Source organism: Lacticaseibacillus manihotivorans DSM 13343 = JCM 12514 (genome assembly GCF_001435035.1).
Lineage (GTDB): Bacteria > Bacillota > Bacilli > Lactobacillales > Lactobacillaceae > Lacticaseibacillus > Lacticaseibacillus manihotivorans.
Window position 1 is genome coordinate 1 of the sequence record NZ_AZEU01000023.1, and the last position, 16,738, is coordinate 16,738.

Here is a 16,738-nt window from a genome sequence, read left to right on the forward strand (position 1 = left end):
TTTTATTTTGTCTGAGTGCTAACGATAGTGGCTAACTTGATTGTAAAACGCGGGAACTGAACAAACACAAAACATCCTTAAACATTTTTGGTATTTTTAGGCGCTAGAAACATAACAATTATTACAAATCGGTGCTTTGGTAAATAACGCCAACAAAAAACGAGCCGTTTTTCCACGACTCGCAAATTTTGATTAACGATGGATGTAAGTGAAGTTGCTTGCACCACTGACCGTTTGGGTGTTAGGACCAGCTGGGTTAGAGAAGCCCATGCCGCCTTGTTGAACCGTGATCGTGTTGCCAGAAACGCCGACAACATAAGCCACGTGACCATAACCAGCAGCGGCAGTCCAGCCGCCGAAGTTTTGACCACCGGCAACGACAACGATGGAACCAACACTAGGTGTATGGTTGACCGTGAAGCCTTCAGCGGCAGCACTAGCGCCCCATTGTGCGCCATTGCCCCAGTAGTTGCCAGCCCAAGGTGCGACAGACTTCACATACCAAGTGCATTGACCCCAAGCATAGGTGTTACCTGCAGAGTTCTTCGCAGTTTGCGTACCTGTCGTGGCAGCGCTGGTGTATGAAGAAGTGGTGTTTGAAGATTGAGTGGTCGTGCTTGATGATGTTGTGCGTTGACTTTGAGTCGTCGTGTTTGAAGCAGTAGTCGTTGAACTTTGCGTGCTAGTTGTCGCACTAGCAGTACCGTAGTATGGCTTGGCGCCAGCGACCCATTGATTCGTGCCGACTTGATACCAAGTGTAACCGTCAGCAACACTGGTGGCAGTATAGTTGCGGATCGTGCCTGCTGGTAAACTCCCAGTAATGGAAGCAGAGGTATCTGCACTGCTACGAACGTTAGAAGCAACAGTGGTTTGCACTTTACCACTAGCAGCCGTCACTGTTGGTGTGGTGGTAGCGGTAGTTGTCGTGCTGGTTGCAGGCGTCGTGGTTTTAGCCGCTGCAGTGGTAGTACTTGCAGTCGTTGTGTTAGCGGTGCTTGCAGCTGGCGTGGTTGCAGTCGTCGTTGATGCAGCTGGTGTCGTCGTTTGCGCACTAGTAGTGTTAGCAGTAGTTGTTGTGCTTGTAGGTTGTGCAGCAGTGGTCGTTTGGTTTGCAACTCGGGTGACGCCAGTTTCAGTCACACCAGCAGAAGCGACCCAGGCATTTTTGCCCACTTTGTACCAAGTGTAGCCGCCTGCTTGTGCGGTTTCAGTGAAGGTCAACTTTTGACCTGGGTAGTAACCGCCCACGATTTTGTGGCTAGTCGATGGACCAACACGCTTGTTAGAAGCGTCAGTGACCACCACCTGGCCGCCGGTGACTTTGGCACCAGCAGAGGCAACCCACTTGTTGTTGCCAATTTCATACCAAGTGTAGCCATTAGCAGTGGCAGTTTTGTCATAGCTGTATGTTTCGCCAACTTTTAAGCCACCGATGATGTTCGCGTCAGTGCCTGCTTGTTGACGCAAGTTAGATGAATAGTCGACACGCAATTTGCTGTCGGCAGAAACGGTATGAGATTGACCTTGTTGGGCCACTAAAACGCCGGCAAAGACAGCAGTACTAGTTAATAAAGATGCAGTTAATTTACTAATTTTCACGATTTTCCTCCTGGCATGGTACTCGAAAAAAGTTCTCTTAAGCTTCATAAAATCACAGAAGCTTCAACATTTGATAACTAGAGTCTACCAGCCGAGTTTTACGTGAACGTTACTAAACGTGAACAGTTCAAATACATCCCATTAATTTAATAACAAAGTGTGCGTCTATAATGAACAAATGTCACGAAATTAAAGAACAAAAAATGCTCCGTGCCTTGAGTCAGTAAGCACGAAGCAATGTTTTAGCCTAAGTAGCCGATTACCATCGCGATGATCAAAATAATCAACACGATCGTCGTGATCCAGGTATAAAGGCGATCCCTTTCTTTGATAAAGGCGTAAATCGAAACCACGACTCGCAACACTGGCGTTAAAATCAGCAAAAAGATCCCCAGCATCATAATCGCATAGGATTTAAACTGCATCACACCTTGCAAAATCGTGCCAGGCGCATGCGGATGAACCCCAATTGGATAACCCGTCGAGCCGGTGATCAACAGATCCAAAATGCCGACCACAATCACAAATGCGGCGATCAGCACCCCAATTTGCATGATCTTGCCGATGATTTTTTCGATGTCGTCAATTTCTTTTTTCATTTCTGGCGTCATCAGATGGTCACCCCAAATCCTTTCAAGAGCATTTGCAAGCCCATATAGCCGATCACGGGAATAAAGATCATGCGCAAGATCTTCGTTGGCAATAATTGCATGATCCGCGTCCCGATCGTGGCGCCGATCAAAATGCCGATGGCCAAAGGTGCAGCGATTTGTGGCTGCAAAGCCCCATTGAAGAAGTACACTGTCGCACTAGCAGCGGCTGTGACCCCCATCATCAGGTTTGACGTGGCAGTCGAAGGCTTCAATGGCATTTGCATGATCGTATCCATGGCTAACACTTTAAACGCCCCAGAGCCGATGCCAAGCAATCCTGAAGCCAAGCCGGCGCCAAACATCATCGCAAAGCCGCCAGGGACATTGGTGACTTTATATTCGATTTCTTTGCCGCTAGCTTTATCATAATAAGCGCCGTTTAAGCGCAGTTTTTCGGCAGCAGGGTCAGGCACTGGATCGCGTTGCGCGTCTATTTTGCCGATGAGTTTGCGTACCATATTATAAGTGGAAAAAATCAACAAGGCGCCAAACAAGAAATACAGCACTTGACTGGAAACTAAACCAGTGACCACCGCCCCAAGCACGGCGCCGACAGTCGTGGCAATTTCCAAAAACATCGCCACGCGCAAATTCAGCATTTCATCTTTGAGATAAGCGATTGTCGCACCTGAGCTGGTGGCAATGACAGCGATGATCGAAGCCGCGATCGCATATTGAATCGGCAAGCCGAGCAGTAAGGTGATCACCGGGGTCACAATGATCCCGCCACCTAAACCAAGCAAGGCGCCTAAAATGCCAGCCATCAACCCGACACCGATAAAAATCAAGGCTTGGGTGATCATGCTTTGGCCTCCTTTTTAGCAGCAGGCTTACGCGTGGTTTTACGCGTGGTCGTTTTCTTAGCTGTGGTTTTGCGGGTGGTCGTTTTACGCTTGGTTGTGGTTTTCTTAGTGGTCGTTTTGCGCGTTGCGGGTTTCTTTTCCACTGGCGCTGGCGCTGGGCGTAATTGATTTTCAGCAATTTCGTCGAGTTTTTGCATCCCTGCGGCTACGATCGCAGCTTGTTGTGCCGATTCGTTTTCAGTGTATTGATCTAAAGTGGCCACTTCGTCGATGCGCAAACCAGACGCATTGACATGTTCAGCAATCACGATCAAATACAGTTTCAATGGCACTTGTTCTTCAGGTTCTAAAAAGTTGATAATTTTTTTGGCATCGGCAAAAGGCAAATTCACGATGCCAGTTTCTAAGCGGATGATCGTTGGCTCAGCACTGGTGATCGTCAACTGCGCTTGAATCAACTTGCCTTGGGCAATCGCGTCCGAAACTGCGGCAAACACTGGGGCCAGTGCAGAATCGAGGCCCTTAGCGGCGACTGCTGGGGTAACATCTTGATTGAAAGTGGTGTAGTTGCCGTCCATGATGGCTTCTTGGAAGGCTTTGGTGTTGATTTCCATTTTGGGATCCCCTTTTTTCAGAAATTCATGACAAGGCCAACTATAGCGATTTTTCTAGCAAGGTTCAACTTTTTTCCAAACTCCTCTATACTAGTAGGGATTAAACTTAACGTTCGCGTACCAATTGTCAGGCGGTCCGAAAATCTGTGGGCTCCAGCGACTTGGCGCCACTGCGAAAAACTGGACAAGTTGCCGGTGCGGCCGGCTCCAGAAATCGACCAAAGCCCGGCCGATGTTCTTTTGCCTAGATTTAAAACCAAAGAAAACCACTTTGTTTCTAAATCTGCCGGTAGAATCTGCGCATGCCGCCAAAAAACGGCGTCATACTTGATTCCACTGCCACGGGCAATTGTCCAGTTTTCCTCCGTTCTGCCAAGCCGCTTCCACCCACAAATTTTCTCGGTTGCTATCACAAGCTTACGGATTAAATCTGCTCACGTTTTGCCATCATTGATTTTCTTGAATGTAGCTGAACATTGTCGATGCCGGACACCATAGATAAGGAGGTGAAAACTTGGCTACTAATCGTATCGGCGTGCGCGAATTCGTGGAATTCACCGTACGCACCGGAGATCTCAATCCGGTCACCACCAATTCGAATAACACTGCGCTGATCGGGGCCAAGATTCACCGCCGGCTACAATCAGCGTATGACGACACCTATAAAAAAGAAGTTTATATGAAGCATTCGGTCACCGTCAATGATCAAGTCTATGTGATCGATGGCCGGGCTGATGGCGTGCAAACTACCGCAAAAGACGTGGTGGTCGAAGAAATCAAAACCTCTGCGCGCTCATGGGATCAATTGCCCCAAAACACCAAAGACCGTTATTGGGCGCAGGCACGCGTTTATGGTCATTTTTTATGCCAAGAACGCGAGCTTGATCATATCACCTTGGATTTGGTATATTATCAAACCTCCAATGATGCGGTCACCCGCTTTTCAGAACAACAAACTGCCGAGGCATTAAGTGATGAGTTCGACGACTTGTTGGCTGAGTTTGGCGATTGGCTGAAGTTGCGCAGTGATATCATCAAAACTCGCGACGCCAGCATTCAAGATTTGGCATTTCCCTTCCCCGCTTATCGCAAAGGCCAACGCGAATTAGCTGCCGCGGCCTATAAAACCATCGCCGCATCGACGCGGTTGTTTGTTGAAGCCCCTACTGGTACCGGGAAAACCATTTCCACCATTTTTCCGACCATTAAAGCCATGGGTGAAGGCTTGATCCAGCGCTGCTTTTATTTAACGGCCAAACAATCTACGCGCCATGTCGCCGAATCAGCGATGGCCTTGTTGGAAACACATGGCTTAGTGGCCAAAAGCATCATCTTGACGGCTAAAGACACCATCACCTTTGACGACGAGCCTGATGACCCGACGAAAAATCCTTATATGCTGGGCTATTATGATCGCCTTAAACCGGCGTTAAAAGACATGTTGGCCAACGAAAATGCGATCACCAAAAAAACGATCGAAATCTATGCCCGCAAACACACCTTGGATCCTTTTGAATTTTCTTTGGACGCCAGTTTATTTTGTGATGTGATCATTTGCGACTATAACTATTTATTTGATCCGGCCGTATTTTTACAACGCTTTTTTGCCGAGCCTGATGATGCCAACTTCTTTTTGATCGACGAAGCCCATAATCTGGTGTCACGAGCGCGCGATATGTATTCTGCAGAAATTGATGATGCCGCCTTTACGCAACTCAAAGTCGCCTTGGCCCCTTTCAAAGGCGCAGGCTTACCGGCGATCAAAGGTAATATCACCAAGTTGATCACCGCTTTTGATGTGGTGCGCTTGAGTATGGATGGTCAACGCGAAATGTTTCGCGGCGATCCGGTTGAAGCTTTCGTTGAAGCGTTGGACCGCTTGAGCCAAAGTATTCATGAATGGTTATCTGGTGAATTGCGTACAGACCAACAAGCCGTTGTCGACTTATTGTTGCCAGTGTACTTCGTGTGCTTAGGGTTTTTGCGGATCTATGATTTCTACAATGACTGTTTTGAAACCAAGTTGACTGATGATGGCCAAAAGTTGACCATTAAAGAAATGTGTTTGGATCCTTCAGAATTTATCAGCGCGAGCTTGGACAAAGGGCGCGGGGCGGTGTTATTTTCCGCGACGCTTTCGCCTTTGCCTTATTATCAAGATGTGCTCGGCGGCTCTGAAAACTCACTAGCTTATCGCTTGGCGTCACCGTTTGACCCTAAGCATCAAGCCGTGATCGTCACCGGTAACATTCAAACCACTTATAAACAGCGGCAGCAAAGCCTGCCTGAAGTGATCGCCAGCTTAACGGTGATGTGTGGCGCCCAGCCAGGTCATTATTTAGTATTTTTGCCGTCTTACGCTTATTTGACCCAAGTCGCCGAAGCCTTTGAAGCGGCAAATCCAGACATGAAAGTGGTCAAGCAAGTCGGCACGATGGACGCCGAAGCTCGCGCGCAGTTTTTAGATCATTTTCGCGAAGATCCAGATCCCTTGATCGGCTTTGCGGTACTCGGTGGCATTTTTAGTGAAGGGATCGATTTAAAAGGGGCGCAGTTGATCGGCGTCGCCATTATTTCCGTCGGCTTGCCAGGATTGAATTCAGAAACTGATCGACTGAAAGCTTACTTTGATCGCGTCAATGGCAATGGGTTTGCTTATGCCTATCAACTGCCGGGCTTCAATAATGTGTTGCAAGCTGGCGGACGCGTGATCCGCGGCAGCCATGATCGCGGTGTGATTTTACTGCTTGATGCCAGATTTTGTCGGCCGGATTATGCGCAACTGTTTCCCCCACATTGGGCACATGCCACGGTGAGTTACGGATTGGAGCAGTTGGCTGGCCAATTGACCGACTTTTGGGCCACAGAAAAGGAAGACTCATGAAAACGTCTTTGACTTTAGATTTAGAAAAAACGTTATACGCCTATTGGGAAGAACAAGGCGCCACTGCTGTTGAAGAAGTCACGATGCCTGATGACGCCGGCATCGTGGATACTTTAGTGCGGCAACCAGATGGGATTTGGCGCTGTTTTGAATTGAAAGTTACCAAAGCCGACTTTCACTCCAATGCCAAGCTGTCGTTTATCGGCAACTACAATTATTTTGTTTTCCCGGCGACGCTTTATCCCAAACTCAAAGCCGAAATTCCTGCCCATATCGGTGTGATGACTTATCGCGCGTTTGATCCTGAAGCTATCGCTGCCAGTGTCGAACCGCCGTTAGCGCCTGGTGCTTTAACGATCGCCAAGCCAGCCCGCTATCAAGCACTGCAAGTTGACAACGCTGCGTTGACTGACCGCTTCATCGCCAGCCTTGATCGCGAAGTCAACAAAGCCAAGCGCTTGAAGCGTGGACTTGGCGCCTTTTCCAACGAGCAATTGTTGCGGGAATTGCGGAAACGCTCTGCAGATTATCAAGTTTATGATCCAGATGAGAATTTATATGATCAATTCGTTGAGAAACTGCACAATGACACCATCGAGGCTTTGCAAGCTGAAGTCGATGCGTTGACAGAAGAATTAGCGGCATTCAAAATGGCGGCAGATCAATGAACTATTACCCGATCATTCGTGGGCGTCAATATGACTTACTCGCGTTAAAAACCATGGCCAAAACGTTGAGTCCCCACATCATTCCGATCATCGAACCAGTCAAAGATATTCCGGCTTTAGTCGGCGTGGTGAAAACTTTTGCCCACGCCGAGCATCCGTTATTTATCGTTCAAAATCCGCAAGTTGGCCAATACGGGTTACTGGCGCAACCTAAGCACGCTTTACCCAATCCGTTACCTGCGCCAATGGCTACGGCGCGCTATTTTGATGTGCTCCCAGCTGATTTGGTGATCGCCCCGACTTTTGGCCAAGTTCATTTACTCGCGTCTGATCAATTAGCTGTGGTCCCAAATACTGCACGAGTACGCGCGTTGCACTTGCCTCGCGCGATTTATTTAGAGGACCACTATCCGACGCGTGGCCGCACTGAAGATTACTATGTGGTGCAACAAGAGTTTTATCAATATTCGCGGCAACAATTGCCTGGCGTCGGCTTTGCTGATTATCCGTTAAGCACCCATCATTATGATGAACACGGCTATCCGCAACGCGCCATTGCGATGCACTTGCTTTACCAAGAACATAGCCAACTTTGGGTGCATCACCTCGTATCAGTCAATAACACGGATTATCAAGACCCCGGAACCAAGTTTTTTGAAGCACGCGCGACGCTAAAGCCTTGGTTGGCCATGCATCCAGATGCACGCACTGAAGCAACTGATGCGATTTTGGCGTTAGACCACTTTCTTGGATTAGGCACAGTGCGCAAACTTGAATTGATGCATTGGCTGACGATCATGGGACGGTATTTGGCCTAAACGGATATGGGGATAATACGAGCAACGTCGAGCTTTTTGAAACAACGCCGACACGACTTGCTACGCCTCAGGATTCGACCAAAGTACGGGTCAAACCCTAAGGCTAGGCAATCCGGCCGGCTAAAATCGTTTCAAAAAACTCTGGACAAAAAAAGAGCCGAACGCAATGTTCGACCCTTTTTGATTTCGATTACAGCACGCGAACCCCGAAGGATGGCATAAAGTAACTGGAAATCGAAGCAATTTTGACGTTTTCGCCTGGTTGAGGAGCAGCGATGTATTGGCCACCGCCAAGGTAAATCGCCACGTGATAAGTGTTACCACGAGAACCCCAGAATACCAAGTCCCCAACTTGTAAGTTGGAAATGGAAACCACAGTCCCGGCATATTCTTGCGCACCAGTGTAGCCGCCGATTTCTTTGTTGGCCCCATTGAGGTAAGCATAATGCGTCAAGCCAGAGCAATCGAAGCTGTTAGGCCCTTTGCCGCCCCAAACATATGGCTTGCCAAGTTGGGCTTTGGCCACGTTGATCACTGCGGCGATCCGAGCAGAACGGGAACCATTGGCACTAGCAGCAGTGGTTTGTTTAACCGTGTTCTTAACTGCTGGTGTTGTGGTTTGTTGCGTTGATGTCGTAGTAGAAGCAGCGGTAGTCGTTTGGGCTGGCGCCGTAGTGGTCGTAGTTGCGGCTTTAGGTGCAGTCGTCGTAGTCGTTGTTGTAGCCGCTTTTGGTGCGGTCGTGGTGGTTGCAGCTTGGTTGCTGTTAGCCGTGCCTTGAGCACCAAAGAAGCGAGCGGAAACAAAGTTACCATCGCTTAATTGATACCAAGTTTCACCATTTGCAGTCGTGGTTCCAACGGCAGTCACTGTGGTGTTTGGTGCCAAGTACTTACCAGCAGCTTGTGAGTAACTAGCAGACTTCCATTCAGTGACCACAGAATCCGTGTAAGTGACCTTCAAAGATTGGGTCGCAGTGGTAGTGGTTGCACTAGTAGCTGGTGTCGCAGTGGTTTGAGTCGTCGCGGCAGGTGCCTTAGTGGCTTGCGCAGTTGTGGTGGTGCTAGTTGCAGGCGCAGCACTAGTGGTCTTGGTGGCAGCAGCTGCAGTAGTAGCTGTTGAAGCTGTATCTTCAGCAGTGGTACCAGTCGTTGAATTCGTGGTATCAGCAGCTGGTGTCGTCGTCGCTGCAGGTGCGGCAGTCGTGGTCGCAGCCTTAGTCGCAGTGGTAGCAGCTTGGGCTGGTTGTGCGACAGCCTTAGCTTGCGTAGTGCCAGCCTTGGCAGCAAAACGAGCAGGCACATAGCCACCATTAGCTAACTTGTACCAAGTTTCACCATTAGCTTGCACCGTAGAAACAGCTGTAGCGGTGGCATCACTGGTTAAGTACTTGCCTGAAGCATCAGAATAGTTGGTGCTGTTCCAAATGGTTACAGCGCCTTCAGTATAAGTTGCTTCAACTTGGAAAGTCCCAGTTGCTGTGGTGGTTGTCGCAGTTTTCACATTTGCTGTGCTAGTCGCTGCTGGCGTTGCGCCACCGACTTGGAGATAGATTTCAGGGATCCACTCGTTAGTCCCAATTTGATACCAAATCGTGCCATTGACGGTTTTTTGACCGACAATCGCAATGGACTGGTCTTTGACTACGTAACGTTGCACCGTTTTAAATGCTGGCGTTTGCCAAACTGTGGTGGCACCTTCTGCATAGGTGACGGTACCAGTCGATGCACTAACAGTATTTGGTGCAGCGACTAATGTGGCAGCACCAGCAACCCCAGCTAAACCTGCAGCGATCGCAAAGGCCTTTTTTGACTCTGTCATCTAGATTCCTCCAATCAAAACTTAAGGACACTTTTAATAGCTTAAATTTTCTTAAATAGATAGTTACAGAATAGCACCATCACAGGCTTTTCACACCCGAATGCACGTTCGCAAACGCTTAAGTAGGCATACAAAAAGCCGACAAGTCGGGGCTGGCCACGACTGTCGGCGTAATATTACAATCCCTTTACAACTGCGAATGCAAGCGCGATCATATCGTCAAAACTGGTTTGCCGTTCGATCGCCGTCGTTTCCTCACCAGTGATCAAATGATTCGATACCGTCAAAATAGCTAAAGCTTGGCGCTGATACTTTCGCGCCAACAGATATAGCGCTGGCGTTTCCATTTCGGTGGCCAACACCCCATACTTGATCAACTTGTGGCGATCTATTTCATCATTATAGAAGCGATCTTCACCAAGGACATTGCCGACTTGCACCGATAAGCCTTGTGCTTGGGCTTCGTGATAGGCTTGATCGAGCAACTTGAAATCTGCCAACGGGGCAAAATACATCCCGGCGCCAAAGGTATTGAGAATAATCGAAGAGTCTGTGGTTGACCCTTGTGCGAGGATAACGTCGCGCACTTTGACATCTGGGCTCAACCCGCCAGCTGTGCCCACGCGAATCAACACTTGAACATCATAATCCACCATTAACTCAGTGGCATAAATGCTCATGGACGGAATCCCCATGCCAGTGGCTTGCACTGACACGCGCACGCCTTCAAAATACCCAGTATAGCCAAAGGCGTTGCGCACTGTGTTGTAACATACCGCATCCGTTAAATAAGTTTCCGCAATATACTTGGCGCGCAAAGGATCCCCTGGCAACAACACGATCGGCGCAATGGCTGATTTTTTGGCATCAATATGCGTACTCATTTCACTTGCCTCCTATTGTAATTGTGACAAGAAGGAGCTTCCGAATTCACCTGGCGTCACGCCAAAATTATCCAGCACGGTGGCGCCAAGATCAGAAAACGGACTGCGCACCCCAAGATCCCCTGAAGCATTAAAAGTTGGACTGTAGGCAATCAATGGCACATATTCGCGGGTATGATCCGTGCCGCGGAAACTTGGGTCATTGCCGTGATCAGACGTGATCAACAACAAGTCGTCGGCTTTCATCACCTTGAGCAATTCACCTAAACGCTGGTCAAATGCCATTAACGCTTCGCCATCGCCTTGCGCATTGCGACGATGGCCGTACATCGCATCAAAATCGACTAAGTTGGTAAAAATAAAGCCTTGGCGATCAGATTTCACCGCTTCAATGGTTTGCACCATGCCATCATCATTAGACACTGTATGCACGCCGTCATCTAAACCGATGCCAGAGAAGATATCATTGATCTTACCGATCCCATAAGTGGGCACGCCAGCTTGTTGCAGGCGATCCAAATCAGTCGGTGCAGTTGGCTTCAAGGTGTAGTCATGGCGATCAGAGGTCCGGGTGAATGTGTCTGCGGAGTCGCCGACATAAGGGCGAGCGATCACCCGCCCGATATGATACTCGTCAACGGTGATGCTGCGAGCGTATTCGCAAATGCGATACAACTCGTCCAATGGAATCACTGCTGTGTTGGCTGCAATTTGCAAAACTGAATCGCCTGAAGTGTACACAATGAGATCGCCAGTTTTAAGTTGGTGTTCACCGTACTCTTTGATCACATCTGTCCCCGAATAAGGCAGGTTGACGATTACTTTGCGCTTGGCGAAGGCTTCGATTTTTTTGATCAAGGCATCTGGAAACCCTGCTGGGAAAAAGCCTAATGGTTGCGTCACCGGCAAGCCCATCATTTCCCAATGGCCATCCATCGAATCTTTGCCGACAGAGATTTCATACATTTTGCCATAGTAACCTTGCGGGTTCGGCACTGGACCGACGCCTAATATCGGGCGCAGGCGTTCAATATTGCCGAGGCCTAAATGTTGCCAATTCGGCAAGCACAAGTCCCCATCAAAATGATCCCCGATATGGCCTAAAGTGTCTGCCCCAATATCGTGGAATTTGGCGGCATCAGGGGCTTCCCCGATCCCAATAGAATCTGTGACGATTGCGATCACGCGGTTAAATTTGCTCATTTTCTGCCTCCATGAGAATCTCAACACCGGCACTGGCCCCGATGCGCGTCGCGCCAGCTTCGATCAATGCTTTGGCCTGCGCATAGGTGTGAATGCCACCGGCCGCTTTGACGCCTAAACGGGTGCCGACTGCTTGTTTCATCACCACCACGTCATGGACCGTCGCGCCACCTTTGGCGAAACCAGTGGAGGTTTTGACAAAATCAGCATCGGCTTGTTCAGCCAATTCGCATGCGCGCACAATTTGAGGATCAGACAATAATGCGGCTTCAATGATCACCTTCAACAAACCACCTTTGGCGTGAGTTGCCGCCGCCACGGCTTGAATGTCTGCCTTAACGTGATCATCATGGCCGAATTTCAACTCGCCGATGTTCATCACCATGTCGATTTCTTGGGCACCTTCATCTAACGCATGGTTGGCTTCGGCGACTTTCACCAAAGTGGTGTTGGCGCCTAGTGGAAAGCCGATCACCGTACACACTTTCACATCACTCTCGCGCAACGCGGCATGGGCGCGCGGCACCCAATAAGGATTGAGACACACACTGGCAAAATGGTACTGCTTGGCTTGCGAGATCACGGTATCGATTTGCGCTTGCGTGGCATCTGGGGCTAACAACGTATGGTCAATATACTTGGCAAGGCTCAACATGTAATCGCTCCCTTTGGCTGATTTGACTTAAGCATACCATGGAACGCTTGAAAGTGGCGAAAATAAACAGAGGCAATCCATTTTCACTTCCGATTCAGAATTTTCCGTACAAAAATGGCGCCTCAACCATAGGCGCCATTTGCATCAAGGTTTATTTAATTAAGGAATCCCCATCGATGAAATCTTGATTTGGGGTAATGGCGAATCGCTTGCATAAGTTCTTCAAATCTTGATCGGTGATTTCGTTGACGAACTTACCACCTTGAGATTGGACCGTGGTGTAGATCAAAGCCGCCTTTTCAACAGTTTCGATCAAACCAAAGGCTTCATCGATCGAATCGCCTGCCGCAAAGATCCCATGTTGTGGCCACAAGACTAAGCGGAAATCATTCATCTTTTCCGCGGTGGCTTCACCAATTTCATTGGTCCCTGGCGTCATGTATGGAATCACGCCGACACCTTCTGGGAAGACCACGACTGATTCGGCCTGCATCTTCCACAAAATGCGAGAGAAGACCTTCGCATCCAATGGCAAGGTAAAACTCATGGCGATGAGGTTGGTTGGGTGACAGTGCATGACAACACGTTGATCAGCGTCTTGCTTTTGACGAACGATGTGGGTCATCAAGTGCGCTGGAAATTCAGAGGTCGGCTGCCCCCCATCGTTAAAGCCCCAAAGCAGATCAACAGAGTGACCATCTTCGGCGATGCGCACTAAGCCGGCATCACGTTCTGGAAAATCAATGACATTCTTGAAGTAACGACCAGTCCCAGTGACCAAGTACAGTTGGCCTTTCAATTCACTGGCATCAAAATCAATCGGAATGTTGCGCAGGACTTGATGGCAATCCAGATACGGTGCCACTTCTTCTGGGAACAAGCGGCAAGAGACGTTACCCCCATTGCGTTCATCCCAACCATGATTGTAGAGCCCATAGGTGATTTTGCCTAATTGCTTCACATAAGGAGAATCAACGAATGCTGGCGCATATTCTGGGTTTAAAAACTGCTTTTTGGTATCCATGTTAGATAGCTTCCTTCATATATAGTTTAGTTACGCTTGAATTGAACGTCTTTTTCGTACTGATGAATGTTGTCCATCCAATCAAAGCCAACTGGAACATTGTGATCTTGGCAGAACTTATCCCAAACAGCACCAAATGGCATACTCTTCAATTCTTCAGTTTCGATCAGACGAGTGGTGAAATCAGCGTTATATTCAGATTGCTTTAATTGATCGATTGGCGCCAACATTGCTTGCAACAAACTCTTTTGAGTTGCGCGAGCGCCTACGACCCAAGCTGCAACCCGGTTGATGGTCGCATCAAAAAAGTCCAAACCAATATGCGTACGATCCAACAAGTTGTCCCGAACTAATGACCGCGTGATCCGCAGCAAAGCGTCGTCGACGATCACGGTATGATCAGAATCCCAACGCACTGGACGAGAAACGTGCATGAACAGATCCTTTTTGGTGAATGGGAAGTATGACGCAAATTTATCAGAAACATCTTCTGTTGGGTGGAAGTGTCCGGCGTCGATGGTCCAAAGTTTTTGACGGGTGATCGCATAGTATTGATAAAATTCGTGAGAACCAACGGTGAAGGATTCAATGCCTGGGGCACCAAACAGCTTGCCTTCAAAGGAATCTTGCTCATTAGCTTCTGGGTAATCTTTAGCTTCGATTTCATCAAGCGATGCCAACATGCGTTCACGTGGGGTCAACTTGTCAATTGGGTTGTCTTTAAAACCATCTGGGACCCAGAAGTTGTTGTAGCAAGTTTGACCGAGTTGTTCACCGATGTAGTTGGAAACTTCACGCGTCAACTTACCGTGTTGAATCCAGTAGTCGCGGATGTTCTTATCAGGACTGGCCACCGTCATATTGTCTTTAACATTAGGATGGGAGAAAAACGTCCCGTTGTTATCTAGGCCAATACCTTCTTTTTTCGCCCAGTCGATCCAGTAATCGAAGTCTTCTGGCTTGATGTCGTTGAAGTCTTTTTTCTTACCGTCTTTGGCAACGGCGTAAATCATGTGCAACGCCACACGGTGTTTCCCAGGGATCAAACTCAAGGCTTCATGCAGATCACTGGTCAATTCATCAGGGGTGCGGGCAACGCCAGGATAATCCCCAGTCACGGCAATGCCGCCAGTTAATTCTTGTTCAGGGTTTAAGAACCCGTGAATGTCATCGCCTTGCCAGCAATGCAAGGACAATGGGACAGTTTCCAAACGCTTCATGGCCGCTTCAGTATCAACACCCACTTCGGCATAGCGTTCTTTAGCAATTTCGTAAGCTTTATCAACAGTTTCTGCTTTAACCATAATATTTACGCTCCTTTTTGCGTTAATCTAAGTGGAAGACTTCTTCAAGGTCGTCGGCGACTGGGCTTTCATCTGGATTAGTTTTCATGATGGGTTCCATGAAGTGCCACCAGCGCTTGCAAACCTCAGTTTCAGCAATCGCGTTGTAAGCAGCGACATCTGGCACTTCCAGATAAGCCAAGGTTTGACCATTTTGCCGATTGAGATAAATCGAATAGTTTGTGGCTCCATGAGCCTTTAACGCTGCTTTCATTTCTGGCCAGATTTCAGCATGACGCTTAGCGTATTCATCATAAGCATCCGGATTGATGTACATGACTTGCGCAATACGATACATATCAGTCATCTCCTTTAAGTTGGCGAGCCAAGAAGGCTTGATAGTTTGCTAACACATGTGGATCTTGTTTTGCATCAGGTTGGAAGGTCTTTAAATCAAATGAATCTTCAATCAAATGCCGGCCAGCCACAACGTCTTTAACTTGGCCAGTGGCGATCATTTGCACCATAATATTGCCAATCGCGGTGGCTTCACCAGGACCAGCCACAACGGTAATTCCAGCAAGGTCAGCGGTCATCTGATTCATCAAGGCAACATTAGAGCCGCCACCCACAATATTTAACGTGGTGATCGGATGCCCGACGATTTGGGCAAGCTTTTGCACAGAATCGGCGTAATACAGGGACAAATTGTCATAAATCACCCGGGCTAAAGCCCCAGGTGTCGTCGGCACGAACTGGTCAGTTTCTTTGGCGTAAGCTTGAAGCTCTTTGATCATGCTGTCTGGGTTTTGGAAGCGCAGATCATTGACATCGATAAACGTTCTAAAGGCCGGTTCTTGTTGCGCTAAGTCAGCAAGATCTGCAAATGAATACTGGTCGTTAAGTTCAGCTTTGACTTTTTGGATGATCCACAAGCCCATAATGTTTTTTAAGAACCGGTAAGTCCCATAAGCACCCCACTCATTGGTGTAGTTTTCTTTGAACGCTGCCAGACCATTTTCTGGGGTGTTGAGTTCTGCGCCTAACAATGACCATGTCCCTGAGCTTAAGAACGCCCAATTTTCACCAAATCCTGGAGTCCCGACCACAGCACTGGCGGTATCATGAGTCGCAGTGGTGATAACATCCGTTTCAGGAATGTCATATTGCTTATGCCATTTGCGACGAACACTGCCTAATAAGGTGCCAGCTTCAACCAAATGTGGAAATTGATCAGCATCCACATCGACTTCTGCCATCAAGTCTTTATCAAACAAGCCTTGGCGCAGGTTCAGCATTTGAGTGGTCGACGCATTCGTCACTTCAGTCACAGCGTTGCCGGTCAACACATAACCCAGATAATCTGGGATCATCATGATTTTATCGGCACGCTTCAAGTCGTTTTTATCTTCGGTGTACAACTGGTACAACGTGTTGAACGCTTGGAACTGAATGCCAGTTTTTTCATAGATATATTCTTTAGGTAAGGCTGAAGTCAGATTGGCGATTGCTTGGTTCGTTCGTGAATCACGATAGGCGATCGGATCGTGTAATTTGTTGCCTGCTTCATCGATCAACACATAATCGACAGCCCAAGTGTCGATGCCTAAGTTCACATGATTGATCCCACGCGCTTTGATCTTGCTGAGTCCTTCTAAAACTTCACAGATCAAATGATCCACTTGCCAGCGATCATGACCTTCCACATGCTCAAAGCCATTTTTAAAACGATGGGCTTCTTCTAAATGGAGCTTGCCTTCTTCAACTGAAGCTAAGATCAAGCGACCACTTGAAGCCCCAATATCAACTGCGACGTAATAATGCATGG

General features: G+C 48.3%; 15 protein-coding genes. 3 read left to right on the top strand and 12 right to left on the bottom strand.

What is annotated here, in order from left to right; all coding sequences use genetic code 11:
* Positions 1-192: 192 nt before the first annotated feature.
* The 4 genes from FD01_RS16885 to FD01_RS01535 form a co-directional block, all read right to left on the bottom strand.
* Positions 193-1,602, bottom strand: a complete 1,410-nt coding sequence (locus FD01_RS16885) for a CHAP domain-containing protein (protein WP_054714389.1) — start codon at positions 1,600-1,602, stop codon at positions 193-195.
* A 242-nt stretch (positions 1,603-1,844) separates the two neighbouring features.
* Positions 1,845-2,201: a DUF1634 domain-containing protein gene (locus FD01_RS01525; protein ID WP_404820788.1), complete on the bottom strand. Its 357-nt coding sequence runs from the start codon at positions 2,199-2,201 to the stop codon at positions 1,845-1,847.
* 11 nt (positions 2,202-2,212) lie between these two features.
* Positions 2,213-3,058 (bottom strand): sulfite exporter TauE/SafE family protein, encoded by an 846-nt coding sequence (locus FD01_RS01530; protein WP_404820787.1) that lies wholly within the window; start codon positions 3,056-3,058, stop codon positions 2,213-2,215.
* Entirely contained in the window at positions 3,055-3,672 is a 618-nt protein-coding gene (locus tag FD01_RS01535; RefSeq protein WP_056962365.1) for a hypothetical protein, read from the bottom strand. Before FD01_RS01535 ends, FD01_RS01530 begins: the two co-directional genes overlap by 4 nt.
* 514 nt (positions 3,673-4,186) lie before the next feature.
* Between FD01_RS01535 and FD01_RS01545 the strand changes: the two genes are divergently transcribed.
* Genes FD01_RS01545 through FD01_RS01555 form a run of 3 tightly spaced genes read left to right on the top strand, consistent with a single transcriptional unit; the run spans position 4,187 to position 8,042 of the window.
* Positions 4,187-6,556 (top strand): ATP-dependent DNA helicase, encoded by a 2,370-nt coding sequence (locus FD01_RS01545; protein ID WP_056962367.1) that lies wholly within the window; start codon positions 4,187-4,189, stop codon positions 6,554-6,556.
* A complete protein-coding gene (locus FD01_RS01550; RefSeq protein ID WP_056962368.1) occupies positions 6,553-7,224 on the top strand; it encodes a hypothetical protein in 672 nt (223 codons plus the stop codon). The genes FD01_RS01545 and FD01_RS01550 overlap by 4 nt, the downstream gene beginning before the upstream one ends.
* A complete protein-coding gene (locus tag FD01_RS01555) occupies positions 7,221-8,042 on the top strand; it encodes a sce7725 family protein (RefSeq protein ID WP_056962369.1) in 822 nt (273 codons plus the stop codon). The genes FD01_RS01550 and FD01_RS01555 overlap by 4 nt, the downstream gene beginning before the upstream one ends.
* Positions 8,043-8,232: 190 nt before the next feature.
* Here the strand turns inward: FD01_RS01555 and FD01_RS01560 are convergent, their stop codons facing one another.
* From FD01_RS01560 to rhaB, 8 genes are all read right to left on the bottom strand, one after another.
* Positions 8,233-9,861, bottom strand: a complete 1,629-nt coding sequence (locus tag FD01_RS01560) for a C40 family peptidase (RefSeq protein WP_056962370.1) — start codon at positions 9,859-9,861, stop codon at positions 8,233-8,235.
* A gap of 176 nt (positions 9,862-10,037) precedes the next feature.
* Positions 10,038-10,745 carry a purine-nucleoside phosphorylase gene (gene deoD / locus FD01_RS01565; protein WP_056962371.1) on the bottom strand — a complete coding sequence of 236 codons (708 nt, stop codon included), beginning with the start codon at positions 10,743-10,745 and terminating at the stop codon, positions 10,038-10,040.
* A gap of 12 nt (positions 10,746-10,757) precedes the next feature.
* Positions 10,758-11,948 (bottom strand): phosphopentomutase, encoded by a 1,191-nt coding sequence (locus FD01_RS01570; RefSeq protein WP_056962372.1) that lies wholly within the window; start codon positions 11,946-11,948, stop codon positions 10,758-10,760.
* Positions 11,935-12,603 (bottom strand): deoxyribose-phosphate aldolase, encoded by a 669-nt coding sequence (gene deoC / locus FD01_RS01575; RefSeq protein WP_082611647.1) that lies wholly within the window; start codon positions 12,601-12,603, stop codon positions 11,935-11,937. The genes FD01_RS01570 and deoC overlap by 14 nt, the downstream gene beginning before the upstream one ends.
* Positions 12,604-12,754: 151 nt before the next feature.
* On the bottom strand, positions 12,755-13,627 hold the full coding sequence (gene rhaD / locus FD01_RS01580; RefSeq protein ID WP_056962373.1) for a rhamnulose-1-phosphate aldolase: 873 nt from the start codon (positions 13,625-13,627) through the stop codon (positions 12,755-12,757).
* A 26-nt stretch (positions 13,628-13,653) separates the two neighbouring features.
* Entirely contained in the window at positions 13,654-14,931 is a 1,278-nt protein-coding gene (locus FD01_RS01585; protein ID WP_056962374.1) for an L-rhamnose isomerase, read from the bottom strand.
* Positions 14,932-14,953: 22 nt separating this feature from the next.
* Positions 14,954-15,268 carry an L-rhamnose mutarotase gene (gene rhaM, locus FD01_RS01590; RefSeq protein WP_054714371.1) on the bottom strand — a complete coding sequence of 105 codons (315 nt, stop codon included), beginning with the start codon at positions 15,266-15,268 and terminating at the stop codon, positions 14,954-14,956.
* Position 15,269: 1 nt separating this feature from the next.
* Positions 15,270-16,736 (bottom strand): rhamnulokinase, encoded by a 1,467-nt coding sequence (gene rhaB / locus FD01_RS01595; RefSeq protein WP_056962375.1) that lies wholly within the window; start codon positions 16,734-16,736, stop codon positions 15,270-15,272.
* Positions 16,737-16,738 lie beyond the last annotated feature (2 nt).

Excerpts from the sequence above, each read along its gene's own strand:
- deoD (WP_056962371.1), bottom strand. The coding sequence starts at position 10,745 with ATGAGTACGCATATTGATGCCAAAAAATCAGCCATTGCGCCGATCGTG.
- rhaB (WP_056962375.1), bottom strand. The coding sequence starts at position 16,736 with ATGCATTATTACGTCGCAGTTGATATTGGGGCTTCAAGTGGTCGCTTG.
- rhaD (WP_056962373.1), bottom strand. The coding sequence starts at position 13,627 with ATGGATACCAAAAAGCAGTTTTTAAACCCAGAATATGCGCCAGCATTC.
- FD01_RS01550 (WP_056962368.1), top strand. The coding sequence starts at position 6,553 with ATGAAAACGTCTTTGACTTTAGATTTAGAAAAAACGTTATACGCCTAT.
- FD01_RS01570 (WP_056962372.1), bottom strand. The coding sequence starts at position 11,948 with ATGAGCAAATTTAACCGCGTGATCGCAATCGTCACAGATTCTATTGGG.
- FD01_RS01560 (WP_056962370.1), bottom strand. The coding sequence starts at position 9,861 with ATGACAGAGTCAAAAAAGGCCTTTGCGATCGCTGCAGGTTTAGCTGGG.
- FD01_RS01525 (WP_404820788.1), bottom strand. The coding sequence starts at position 2,201 with ATGAAAAAAGAAATTGACGACATCGAAAAAATCATCGGCAAGATCATG.
- FD01_RS01555 (WP_056962369.1), top strand. The coding sequence starts at position 7,221 with ATGAACTATTACCCGATCATTCGTGGGCGTCAATATGACTTACTCGCG.
- FD01_RS01530 (WP_404820787.1), bottom strand. The coding sequence starts at position 3,058 with ATGATCACCCAAGCCTTGATTTTTATCGGTGTCGGGTTGATGGCTGGC.
- FD01_RS01535 (WP_056962365.1), bottom strand. The coding sequence starts at position 3,672 with ATGGAAATCAACACCAAAGCCTTCCAAGAAGCCATCATGGACGGCAAC.
- rhaM (WP_054714371.1), bottom strand. The coding sequence starts at position 15,268 with ATGTATCGTATTGCGCAAGTCATGTACATCAATCCGGATGCTTATGAT.
- deoC (WP_082611647.1), bottom strand. The coding sequence starts at position 12,603 with ATGTTGAGCCTTGCCAAGTATATTGACCATACGTTGTTAGCCCCAGAT.
- FD01_RS01585 (WP_056962374.1), bottom strand. The coding sequence starts at position 14,931 with ATGGTTAAAGCAGAAACTGTTGATAAAGCTTACGAAATTGCTAAAGAA.